This is a genomic window from Actinophytocola sp. (assembly GCF_045807065.1).
GTDB lineage: Bacteria > Actinomycetota > Actinomycetes > Mycobacteriales > Pseudonocardiaceae > Actinophytocola.
The window spans coordinates 19,326-30,671 of sequence record NZ_JBJMIE010000628.1 but is presented as its reverse complement, the minus strand read 5'-3'; the positions used below and the strand labels follow the sequence as shown (position 1 = coordinate 30,671).

The 11,346-nt window shown below is 68.4% G+C and carries 9 protein-coding genes; 4 read left to right on the top strand and 5 right to left on the bottom strand.

Going from position 1 to position 11,346, the window contains the following annotated elements; translation table 11 throughout:
* Positions 1-137 precede the first annotated feature (137 nt).
* The gene (locus ACJ73U_RS36610; RefSeq protein ID WP_407782339.1) at positions 138-428 is read left to right on the top strand and encodes a dihydroxy-acid dehydratase; all 291 of its coding nucleotides are present in this window, start codon (positions 138-140) and stop codon (positions 426-428) included.
* Between the two features lie 83 nt (positions 429-511).
* Entirely contained in the window at positions 512-1,282 is a 771-nt protein-coding gene (locus ACJ73U_RS36605) for a toll/interleukin-1 receptor domain-containing protein (protein ID WP_407782338.1), read from the top strand.
* Here the strand turns inward: ACJ73U_RS36605 and ACJ73U_RS36600 are convergent.
* Together ACJ73U_RS36600 and ACJ73U_RS36595 are read right to left on the bottom strand one after the other, a co-directional pair.
* Positions 1,200-1,901: a hypothetical protein gene (locus tag ACJ73U_RS36600; RefSeq protein ID WP_407782337.1), complete on the bottom strand. Its 702-nt coding sequence runs from the start codon at positions 1,899-1,901 to the stop codon at positions 1,200-1,202. The genes ACJ73U_RS36605 and ACJ73U_RS36600 overlap by 83 nt on opposite strands.
* Positions 1,898-4,384, bottom strand: coding sequence for a tetratricopeptide repeat protein (locus ACJ73U_RS36595; RefSeq protein WP_407782336.1), 2,487 nt, complete (start codon positions 4,382-4,384; stop codon positions 1,898-1,900). Before ACJ73U_RS36595 ends, ACJ73U_RS36600 begins: the two co-directional genes overlap by 4 nt.
* A 1,032-nt stretch (positions 4,385-5,416) precedes the next feature.
* Here ACJ73U_RS36595 and ACJ73U_RS36590 point away from each other — a divergent pair.
* Positions 5,417-5,557 carry a hypothetical protein gene (locus ACJ73U_RS36590; RefSeq protein WP_407782335.1) on the top strand — a complete coding sequence of 47 codons (141 nt, stop codon included), beginning with the start codon at positions 5,417-5,419 and terminating at the stop codon, positions 5,555-5,557.
* 1,009 nt (positions 5,558-6,566) lie between these two features.
* Here the strand turns inward: ACJ73U_RS36590 and ACJ73U_RS36585 are convergent.
* Complete coding sequence (locus ACJ73U_RS36585; protein WP_407782334.1) at positions 6,567-6,776, bottom strand: hypothetical protein; 210 nt, start codon at positions 6,774-6,776, stop codon at positions 6,567-6,569.
* Between the two features lie 750 nt (positions 6,777-7,526).
* On the bottom strand, positions 7,527-7,853 hold the full coding sequence (locus ACJ73U_RS36580) for a hypothetical protein (RefSeq protein ID WP_407782333.1): 327 nt from the start codon (positions 7,851-7,853) through the stop codon (positions 7,527-7,529).
* 117 nt (positions 7,854-7,970) lie between these two features.
* Here ACJ73U_RS36580 and ACJ73U_RS36575 point away from each other — a divergent pair, with 117 nt between their 5' ends.
* The gene (locus ACJ73U_RS36575; RefSeq protein WP_407782332.1) at positions 7,971-10,778 is read left to right on the top strand and encodes a tetratricopeptide repeat protein; all 2,808 of its coding nucleotides are present in this window, start codon (positions 7,971-7,973) and stop codon (positions 10,776-10,778) included.
* A gap of 12 nt (positions 10,779-10,790) precedes the next feature.
* Here ACJ73U_RS36575 and ACJ73U_RS36570 read toward each other — a convergent pair whose 3' ends face one another.
* Positions 10,791-11,246, bottom strand: coding sequence for a DUF2690 domain-containing protein (locus ACJ73U_RS36570; protein ID WP_407782331.1), 456 nt, complete (start codon positions 11,244-11,246; stop codon positions 10,791-10,793).
* Between the last annotated feature and the right edge of the window lie 100 nt (positions 11,247-11,346).

Here is an 11,346-nt window from a genome sequence, read left to right as displayed (position 1 = left end):
CGATGCGCGCAACCCTGATCGCTGCTGTGCTGACGCTTCTGCTCAGCTGGCGGGCGAGACCGGTTCCCACCGAGCAGTTCCTCCGAAGTCGCCGATCAATTTCAGCGGCGGAATGAGGGTGCCGCTCGGAGTCCTCGGTGATCCGCAGCCGGAGCCACTGCAACACGATGGGCACTGCGTCGACGATGGCGCTGGTCGCCGAGGCGCTCGGCACGACCGTGCCCGGCGTGGCCGGACCCCGGCGCCGGACAGCCGTCTGCTGGAGGCTGTCCGCGACACCGGAAGCTGGCCGTGCGCTGATCGTCGAGGACCAATGGCCGAGCATCTTCCTGACCAAGGCGAGCGGCTGGCGTGTTGTACCGGATACCCCGGCCCTCGGTTCAGTCACGCGATCGCCGCCAGCAGCTCACCCGAACCAGGCCAGATGACTCCAGTTGTCTCGCACCGCGAAATTTGCCCGGAGAGGGAAGCGATCGCTGGTTCCGGGTCGTGAGTCGGGTCAAATAGTCGTATGTCCCATGTCTTTCTCAGCTACTCGCGTTCTGACCGACGCCTCGCCACCAGAGTGCGTGACGACCTGTCCGATCGAGGCCTGGAGGTGTGGTCCGACCGCAGGCTTGGCCTGGGCGGCTCGTGGCTTGCCGAGATCAGCGCGGCAATCGACGGGGCGCGAGCGGTTGTCTTGTTGGCCACCCCCGCTGCCTTGGCGTCGAAGTGGGTGATGCGAGAGGTAGAGGCCGCGCGAGCGCTTGGAAAGCCGGTCGTGCCGCTGCTGGCGGGCGGGAGTCGTTTTGGCGACCTACCGGCCAGCCTGGCTGGTATCAACGGGGTCGATTTGGCTGACGGGTACGAGAATTCAGTCAGGTCGATCGCGGAAGCGTTCGCATGCGCGGCGGTGGAACCAGACCTGTCGGTCGAGGTACTGCCCGGACCGCTGCCGATGTTGTTACTGCTGACCAGCGACGATTCCATGGCCGCAATCGTCGCGGAGGTCGCGCGTCCAGTCGGGCTCGCCGTGGTGCGACCCGATCCGCTCACCGAGGATGTGCTCGCGGTCGCGGCGAGGGCGCACGTGGCCCTGATAGATGGGCGCATGTCTGGCGACTGCGGGTTCATCGCGGGCTATGTCGCGGGCAGGGGCGGGCGGATGGTGTGTGTGAACAGTGCCTCCGGGTGGAGCGTGCCGGAGGGGGCCGGAGTCAGGTTTTGTCAGGCCGAAGCGGCGGACTTGGAACGCGAGATCTGTGTGGCGGCGTTCCTGCCGGTTCGTGGGCTGGCGTGAGCGGGCGAGAGACGTCGATGGCGGTGCGCAGTTGTTCGGTCAGCGCCCGCGCCGCCAGGGCGGGCAGTTCCTCGCGTCGTGTGGCGTGCTGCCGGTGCGTGCGGGCCGCCACTATCTGGTCGCGTGCGCCAGGCAGGGTTGTGGCCGCCAGGAGAGTGATTGTTGGTCCGGTGGAGATGGGCGTGGAGCGGTGGAAGACGCCCGCTCGCAGGCTGTAGGAGCCGCCCGCGTGGTGCAGTGTTCGTCTCGAGTCCTGCACCGTGACAGCCCGCCCAGTTGATGTCATGCGGTCGAGCGAACCGGTGCTGTCGACGCTGAGCAGGTGGTGCTCGCCGTCAGGGGAGTCGGTCACGGCAAAGACCTCGTTGAGGACAGCACCGGCGACGACATAACTGTTGAGGTGCCAACTGTGGCAGTGAATTGTGAGGGCGGACTGGCCGACCTGCCAGATGTGTCCGCACGCCCCAAACTCGGCGGTGCGCAGGATGGGGATGCAGATGAACTCCAGTGGGTGTGCGATGGCCAACGGTCGCCGGTCGCCGGCGAGGATGGTGTCGAGGACCGCGCGTGCCAGTGCCCGCAGGTCAGATGATGACGTGGGCCTGCCGAAGTCTCTCACCGGAGGCTCTCTAGCGCCTGCCGGGTGAGCTTGGTGTCCGGGTGGTCGGATCCGAGTATGCGGTTCTGGTCTTGCAGCAGGCGTGTGAGGGCCGTGCGCTGGGCCTCGTGATCACCGGTGGCACCCGTCCAGTGGGCCAGGTTGTACCGGGTGCGCAGTGTGTGTGGGTGGTCACCGCCGAGGACGCGCGTCTGGTCGGCCAGGAGGTCCGCAGTCAGCTCGCGGGCGCGGGCGGGATTACCGCCGCGGCCGAGAGATTGCGCAAGGCTGTAGCGGGTACGAAGGGTATGCGGATGATCACGGCCCAATATGCGGGTACGCACGGGCAGCAGTTCCTCGAGCATGGCACAGGCGGATGCGTAGTCCCCGGTCTGCCCCGTCCGATAGGCCAGGCTGTGTTTCGTCCGCAGGGTATCGGGGTGATCCGCTCCGAGTGTCCGTGAGCGCCGGGCGAGGACGTCTCTGAGGCGGCCGCAGGCCCCTTCCGGGTCGCCCGCCTCGCCGAGCCAGTATGCGGAGCTGTGTCTGGCTCGCAGCGCCTCGGGATGGTCCGGTCCCGCCGTCTCCGTCCATAGGGCGGTTACCTCGTCGAACGAAGCGACCGCCGCCGGAAAGTCGCCGGACTCGCCTGTCCACTGGGCTCGGCTGTGTCGCGAGCGCAGCGTGTCCGGGTGAGTCTCGCCCAGGACGCGGGTCTGGTCCTTGAGCAGGTCGGTCAGGTCGACCAACGCCTCGTGCGGGCGACCGATCTCCCCGGTCCACTGCGCACGCCAGTGCCGCAGCCGCAGCGACAGGACGCTCTCGGACAACGGTGTGATGCGCAGGTGGTGGGCGATGTGGGGACGCAGCCGCAGCCAGGTGTCGATTCTGTCGGCGTTGGCGGGCGGGGTTGGGACCGCGGCCAGCAGCAGCGCCGCGGCAGCGCCCGCCCACTCGGCGGTGGCACCCTGGGGCTCGGCACTGTCCCGGGTGACGGCCTGGATCAACCGGTGCACGGTCGCGTCCCGGTCGGTAACGATCGCCAGCCCATACCCCGAGAGAGCGCTCACGGCGTTGAGGTAGTCGAGCTCGTTGGTGAACACGCTGTTGACCCGGTCGGCGACGGCCGTAGGGACGTCGCCGACCGGCTGCCTGCGCAGCAGTAGGTCCAGGGGCACCATCTCCGGCCCCAGCCACGCCAGAACGTTCAGGACTGTCTGCGCATTCTCGGGGATCATCTGGAACGAGACCTCCCATGTGGTTCCGACCCGCAGGTCGTAGTCCGGTGCCGAGCCGAGATGATTGAGCCGTGCGCGGTGCTCCTGGTAGAGCCGCAGATATTCGATCAGCCCAATCGGGTTCTCAGCTACGTAGGAACCGGCCTGGTGCAGCGCGAGCGGCAAACCCCCCAGCTCTGCGACCAGCGCCCGCGCGGCGGGTGCGTTGTCGTCACGACTCGTGTCGCGCAGCAGGGCCGCTCCAAAGTCCTCGGTCAGTGGTGGGACCGGCAGAACTATCCTCGGGTCGCTCCATGCCTGCGTTCGACTGGTCACGATGACGTCTCCGGCTCCCTCAGGAGGAACCAGACCACGCAGGGCGGGTTGGCGAGGCACGTTGTCGAACACCAACAACCATCGGCCCACCCGGTTGCCCAGCAGCACATGAGCCAACTGGACGGGCTGCTCCAACCGCTGTACCTCCGACACCCCGAGGGTGACCAGAAGCCCACGGAAGTCCTCCACTGCCAGCTCCGCAGTTTCGGACCGAATCCACCAAATCAGGTTGTACCGGTCCTGGTTGCGCCCACCGTAAGCTCGGGCCAGGCTCGACTTGCCGATGCCGCCGATACCCGTGAGGACATGTAGCACGGGGCGTGCGGCAGCGCCGGAAGCAGCGCGAGAGAACCTGCCCGCGAGGTCGGCTAACAGCCCGTCGCGCCCAACGACGGGCGTTATGCCGAAAAGCTGGCTGGTAATCACTCTGCTTGCGGGCTGGGCGCTGTGAGCATCCTGCACCTGCTCCGGTTGAGTGACTCCTTTTGGGGCGTAGGTAACGGTGTCACTGGTCGCGTCGTCTCGCATCTTGGCAACAACGAGGTCAGCCACCTGTTCGGGTGTCAGATCACCGGCGTTCAAGTAGCCGACGGTGTCGAGCAGGCCAGGAATCTCGGTCTCGTCGAAGCGAACCGGCAGGATGTAGGCGGTCGCGCTGCGGATGGCCCGCGCCTGAATACTGCGCCGCTCGTGCGTCGTCCAGATCTTGCTGGCGTAGTCGGCCGACACGAACATCACGCAGAAGCGCGCCTGTGCACGGAATACTCTATCCAGGTGATGAACGAGATCCTCACCCCACAGCGCCGCGGTCTCGTAACGGTCGTAAAAGACTCGGACAGCCTCCCGCACCAGTTGAGCGGCTACCCGGTCGACATAGCCACGCTGCTCCCCCGCGAAGGACAGGCACACGTCGTAAGGCGCACCGCTCCCGGCATCGCTGGTAAAGCGCATCGCAAGCCCACCTCCCCATCCATCGTCTCCGCGCAGCCAAGCCAGGTCAAACGGTGATCGGGGCTATTGCTGATGTCCTTCCATGCACTGCACCAAACCCCTTCCGCAGGAATCAATCCCGCAGGTGGCAGATCGCGTCGCCGTGCAGGCGCTTCCCATCCGGGCCAAGCCGACGGCGTGGCGTTCTCCCTTGCCCAAGTCCACCCCTGGGAGCACGTCCTCCACTGGAGGGCGTAAGCCATGCCAGACCTGGCGATACAACTCCTCAATCAGGAACTGCCAAAAGGTGGCTGTGGTTGCTGGGTGGCAGTTAGAGATCATTTCGCTCTTGCCGGGCAACGCAAGCGGCAGAAAGGTCTACCGACGGTAGCCCAAGAACCACCACCGCTTCGAACCGTCGCGACAACTGTTATGCAAGAAGGCCGCAGACGATGCCGCGCCCTACCCCGGCAGTTGACGAAGATCAACACCTCGGCATCGTCGGCTCGTCCGGCAACGAGATCCATCAGCACCTCTTACGGCTCGCCCACATCCACGCCCAAGTGGCGCGGTCATCTTCGTCGGCCGGCACGGACCAAATGTGGATCAATCGTGGATGCCGCGGCCGCTGACACGAGGACCTACCCGAATTCCCAGCACCGGCACCCGGCTACAACACGCCGATTACCAAGGGTCGGCATCGATAGCCCCCTCGTGGCACCGTCGTGCTTGTCTACCCGCGCGACGGCAACCCTTCGAACGTCCACGTACGGATCAACGAGAAGCAGCAGGCCGCTCTGACCCGTGCAGACTGTCTAGGTACAAGTTCCGCCCCGCCGTGAACTTCGATTCACGTTCCGTTAGCAACGCCGACACTGTTCACCCGTGCAGGTGCATCTACAATCAGCCGGTCGTGTACTTGCATTCTGGTTCTCTGCAGAGGATCACAGAGGATACGGGTGATCCTATCGAGGTGGACGTCGTGGCGTGGGCCGAGCGGACGAGTGGCGAGCATTAGATGCCTGGCTCACCCGCTGGTGGCCCACTCTGCCAGTGAACGACCTCACCATCGAAAACTACGCCTACCTGATTAGCAAGCACATCCGCCTTCCGTTCGGCCGCACCGCGCTGGGCGACATTCACAAAAGCGACATCCAGCACTGGTCAGCCGACCTGCACGCGTGCGGCTACTAGCACCACCGCCCACGGGCCTGCTCAGCCTCCTCGGCCGCATCCTCAGCGCCGCGATCGATGACGGGCTCATCTCTCCAACCCCGCCCACCACCGCAACCGCGGCAACGAGCCCACCACAACATCCGCGAAATGCTCTGGGCCACGCCCGAAGGGGCCCTCCGCGACGCCCTGCAAGCAGCGCGACTTCACCACCGAGGCAGCGCGCTGCTCATCGTCACTTGCCGCGTGGACTGGCTGCCGCTGGGACGAGCCCGCCGCACTCCAACGTCGCAACACCCCATCCGGACGACCGCGTGATCGTGATCGACGCCGACATCGGCGCACTAAAAAGGAGCGCTTCGCGTCAATGGCCCGGCCTGGCGAAGACCGCTGCCAGCGCCCGCGCTACCCCCTCCCCGCCTTCCTCACCGTCCTACTCAAACACCACCTCAAGACCCACAGCCACTCCCCTCTTCCCCAACACCGACAGGGTTCCTCTGGCGCCCCAGCTGGCACACCCGAACCTTCAACCTCGCGTTCGACGGCAACCAACACCTGCCCAACCCGCGCACACGGCGCTATCCCATCCGGCCAGGCCTGACCTTCTACGAAATACGCCACAGCCACAAACCCTGGCTCATCGCCGCCGGCATCCCCAAAATCGCGCAAGCCCGACGTCGGCCACCGCCTCGACAAACGCGTCACCGAGGGCACGGCCACATCGCCGACGAAGTCGAAACCCGCATCCAGGCCGCCCACAAACAAGCCTGGCTCGACGCCCGCCACACCATCGCCGCAGACTCCACACCACCACCACCAATCACACCCCGCACCGGCCTCATCCGCCGACACCTATCCGACCACAGCACCGCGGCGCACCCGCAAGCAACATCACTGGCTCCACCACCTACAGACCGGGCTCAGAGTCCCGACCAACACACACGCGCACCGCCTGACTCAAAGATGCATATCGTCGGAGTGCGCCGGGCGCGGCCGGAACTACGAGATCACCACTTGATCGAAAATACAGCTACGGCATCTTGGTGACGTAGATGTCGAACCCGGTCTCGAAGTCAGCTCGATGATCACCGTCGAGGACGGTCAGCATCTCGTTGTCATTGGCGGCTTGCTTGTCAGCCCACACTCGAACATCCGAAGGAAGCTGATCCCAGTCGACAGGGCGACCAGGCAGCATGCTTCCCAGCGGGGCGGCGAAGAAAGTAACGGTGCGCATACCCACGAAGTCTCCTTTCATCTACCGGAACAAGATTGCGGCGATGTTGACGCAGCGGCAAGCATCGGTGCACGCATCGGCAACCATCCCGCACGTCAGGAACAGTGGGACCACCGAGCTTCCCGCTGATCGTGGAGGACTCCTGTATGCAACTCGGTTGACCACACTGGTCTCGTAGTCGATCGGGGATTGCATGCCACAAGAACTGTGCTTCGTTCCGTGCGGTGAGATGATGCCGGGACAACACGATCCAGTTCGCCTCTTCGACTGCTGGACCGTGGCAGCCGTGCGCCTCTGCACAAAACCCGCAACCGCAGTGGCTATGCCGGCTCCCCGAGCCGCGCCGAGCGTGCTGCGGCGACGGTGGTAGCCGATTTGGCCTTGGTAGCCACATCCAACGCCGTGAACGTCGGCCACATGCTCCTCCACCAACCTTGGTGAAGTGGGGTCATCCCGAGGTCGCCGACCGTCGAGCTTCTGCGCGCTCGGGCGAACAACGAGACCGACGACGACGATCGGCGCTGGCGAAGCACCCGGTGCCTGGTCGACGTCCTGATCGAAGCCGGCGATCTCGGCGCGGCGGTCGCCATCCGTGGGCTCGCGCCGACCGCGCCGGCGCGTACGCCGAGGACACGCCGGACTCCTGTATGACGTTTTCGAGCAGGTCAACCGACGTTGGCGGGCTGCACCACGTGGCTCGATACCCGAACGCGAGGAAAGACCAGGCCGCGGCCGGCCTTCCCCGCGTCGCGACGATCAGGTCCAGCGGCAGTTGGTGAGCCGGTGTGCGCCGTTCGAGTGAATGTAGATGAAGTTCCTGGCGGAGTGGCCGGTGCCGTGGCCCACCGCCCAGTCGACGAGTGTCTCCATGCTGTCGATGCGGATCTGTTCGCCCCTCTGCACCGTGTAGCTCGGCGTGTTGTAGTCGTTGGCGTAGAACTGGATGTTCTCCACGGCGTCGCAGAGCTGGCCGGTCGTCGGGATGTCGGCGTGTGCCACGCCGGCGCCGAGCACCATGGCTGTGCTCGCGAGCGTGGTAGCGGCCGCGGTGACAACCGTGCGGTGGAACAGGGTTCGGTTCATCGAGATCGTTCTCCTCAACTGTGGTGGGGTTCTGGCGCGGTCCGACGGTCCGCGCCACCTGCGGCTAGGCTGGAGGGCTGGCCGGGCACTGACACGGGGCCGGCGAGGGAGGGCATCGTGTACGTCGGGGTTCTCGGTGCGTTCGAGGCGTCGGCCGATGGTGAGCCGCTGCGGCTCAGGCGGCGGCAGCAGCGGTTGTTGCTGGCACTGCTCGCGCTCAACGCCAACGTGCCGCTGCCCGCCGACCGCATCGCCGATCTGCTCTGGGACGACGAGCCGCCGCCGACCGCCCGCAACCATGTCCAGGTCCTGGTCTCCGCGTCGCGTAAGGCGGTGCGGGCGACGGGGGCGCGGGACACCGCCATCGGCACCTCCGCGCTCGGCTACCGCCTCGACGCCCCGCCCGCCGAGGTGGACCTGCTCTCCTTCGAGCAGGACGTGGCCCGCGGCGAGCGGGCGGTGGCGGCCGGCCGGCTCGACGAGGCCGTCCCGGCGCTGCGCTCGGCGCTGTCCCGGTGGCGCGGGCGTCCCCTCGGTGACCTGACCGGCCGGTTCGCCGAGTCGGAGTCGGCCCGGCTGACCGAGCGGCGGCTCGCGGTCGAGCTGCGGTGGATCGACGTCGAGCTGGCGTTGGGGCGGGCGGACCACCTCGTCGCCGACCTGACCCGGCAGTGCGCCGACTGGCCGCTGCACGAGGGACTGCGGAGCAGGCTCGTGGTGGCGCTCTATGCCGTCGGACGGCCCGCCGACGCCCTCGGGGCCTACCGGGCCGGCGCGCGGCTGCTCGCCGAGGAGCAGGGCATGGTGCGGCCCGGGGAACGCTTGCGTGCCGTGCACGAGGCGGTGCTGCGCGGCGATCCCGTCGAGCAGGTGGTGGCGGCGGTGGCGGCGCTGCCGTCCGATGTCCGCGTGCCGGCACCCGTCCACGTCCGTCCCGGTCAGCTCCCGCCGGACGTCACCGACTTCACCGGCCGCGACGACTGCGTGGCCTGGCTCGACCGGGCCGGCCCCGGCGTCAGCGTGCTGTCCGGCACCGCGGGGGTCGGCAAGACCGCGGCGGCCGTGCACTGGGCGCACCGCGCCCGCGACCGGTTCCCGGACGGCCAGCTCTACCTGGACCTGCGCGGGTTCAGCGACGACGCGCCGATGTCGGCGGGAGAGGCGCTCGCGCGGATGCTCGCCGCGCTCGGGGTCACGGACCTGCCTGCCGGGGTGGACGCCCAGGCCGACCTGTTCCGGTCGCTGACCGCCGACCGGCGCGTGCTGGTGGTGCTGGACAACGCGGCGAGCCCGGGGCAGGTGCGCCCGCTGCTGCCCGGCGGTGCCGCGAGCCACGTGGTGATCACCAGCCGCGGCCTCATGTCCGGGCTCGTGGTGCGTGAGGGCGCGCGCCGCCTCGTGCTCGAGCTGCTCCCCGAGGACGACGCGGTACGCCTGCTGAGCAGGGTCATCGGCGCCGCGCGGGCGGGCAGCGAACCGGCGGCGGTGCGGGAGCTGGCGCGACAGTGTGCCCGGCTGCCGCTGGCGCTGCGGGTGCTGGCCGAGCGGATCGCCGCCCGGCCCGGTCTGCGGCTGGCCGACCTGAGCGCCGAGCTCACCGTGCAGCGGCGCACGCTCGACGTGCTCACCACGGCCGACGACGAGACCGCCGCGATGCGTCCGGTGTTCTCCTGGTCCTACCGCTCGCTGCCGCCCGACGCCGCACGCCTGTTCCGGCTCCTCGGGCTGCACGCGGGCCCGCACGTGAACGGGCTGGTGGCCGCGGCCCTCGCCGGCGTTCCCGGTGCGGGCGACCTGCTCGACCGGTTGACCGGCGCGCACCTGCTGACCGTGGTCGGCCAGGACCGCTACCAGTCGCACGACCTGCTGCGCTGCTACGCGCGGGAGCTGGCCGACGAACGCGAGGACGACGAGCGGGAGCGCGCGGTGCGCGACATGCTCACCTGGTACCTGCTGACGGCCGACGCCGCGAACACCGCGCTCATGCCGCAACGGATGGCCGTGCCGATCACCGCCCGGCCGGGCCCGGCGTCGCCGCTGCGGTTCGACAGCCCCGACCGCGCGCGGACGTGGTTCGAGGCCGAGCACCCCAACCTGGTCGCGGCGGTGGGGCAGGCCGCCGACGAGGGCCTGCACGACATCGCGTGGCAGCTGCCCGCGACGCTGTGGTCGTTCTTCTATCTCAGCAAGCGGTGGGCGGACTGGACCGGCACCCACACCGTCGGTCTCGCGTCGGCGCGGTTGCGCGGCGACGAGCACGGCGAGGCGCGGATGCTGCACAGCCTCGGCACCGCCGCGTGGAACCAGGGGCTGCTCGACGAGGCCCGCGGCCACTACGACGGGGCGCTGGCGATCTGGCGGCGCAGCGAGGACCGGCTCGGTGAGAGCCAGACTCTCAACAATCTCGGCGCCACCCTGTGCGCGCGGCAGGAGTTCGACCAGGCGCTGACGTGCTACCGCCGTGCGCTGCGGCTGCGGACGGAGATCGGCGACCGGCGCGGTCAGGGCCAGACGCTGAACAACCTGGGTGAGGCGCATCGTGAGCTGTCCCAGTTCGGTGCGGCGATCGGGTACTTCGAGCAGGCGCTCGACATCCACCGCGAGGTGGCGGACTCGTTCGGGCAGAGCGAGACGCTCGCCAACCTCGGGGTCCTGCACCGGGAGGTGGGCCGGTCGGCGGAGGCTGTCGAGTACTTCCGGCGCGCGCTCGCGGTGTGCCGCGGGATGGGCGACTCCCTCGGCGTGGCGGAGTACCTGATCGAGCTGGGCCGGACGCTGCGGCAGACCGGCGCCTCCGGTCCGGCGCACGACAGCTGGGCGGAGGCGTCAGCCGTGCTGTCGGGCCTGCCTGGTGCGGATGCCGCCCGGCTGCGTGCCGACCTCGCCGACCTCACCGGGGTCCGGGCGTACGCCGGGCCCCGGTGAGGTCTCCCCCGGTCAGTACGACACGGTGGTCTCCCGGTAGATGGCGAACCCGGTGTCGACCGTGCCGGTGGCGTGCGAGGTGTAACCGGCGTCGTTGAGCATGGCGGTGCTGCAGGAGGAGTCGGTGCCCGAGTAGCAGCGGTCGGCGGCGCCGTCCTGCTCGCGGTAGATCAGGGCGGAACCACCCGCGTTGTCCTGGGTGCGCGGCGGCGCGCCGCTGATGTGGGCCCAGACCGTCCGGCAGCTCGGGCTGTACCGCAGCCAGATGTCGGCTCCGGTGTGGGGGATCGACTTCCGCTCGATGGTCACCGCGTCGTCCGAGCAGCCGGTGACCTCCGCGCTGAGCCCCTCGAAGTTGGTGACGCCGGCCTTGGCCTCGGCAGCGGCCTGCCCGGCGCCCAGCACGAGCGTGGTGGTCAAGCCGGCAGCGCAGGCCACGAGGGCCGCCATCCGGTGCAGTCGGGTCATCGCTGACTCCTAGTCGGGAGTGGGTGAGAACGCTCCCGACCCTGCCGACGACCACTGACCCGGTCCTGAACAAACCGCTGAACACCGCGGCTCGAACGCG

What these genes read in the sequence shown, in the direction of transcription:
- ACJ73U_RS36605 (WP_407782338.1), top strand. Translation starts at nt 512, where the DNA reads ATGTCCCATGTCTTTCTCAGCTACTCGCGTTCTGACCGACGCCTCGCC.
- ACJ73U_RS36595 (WP_407782336.1), bottom strand. Translation starts at nt 4,384, where the DNA reads ATGCGCTTTACCAGCGATGCCGGGAGCGGTGCGCCTTACGACGTGTGC.
- ACJ73U_RS36580 (WP_407782333.1), bottom strand. Translation starts at nt 7,853, where the DNA reads ATGAACCGAACCCTGTTCCACCGCACGGTTGTCACCGCGGCCGCTACC.
- ACJ73U_RS36570 (WP_407782331.1), bottom strand. Translation starts at nt 11,246, where the DNA reads ATGACCCGACTGCACCGGATGGCGGCCCTCGTGGCCTGCGCTGCCGGC.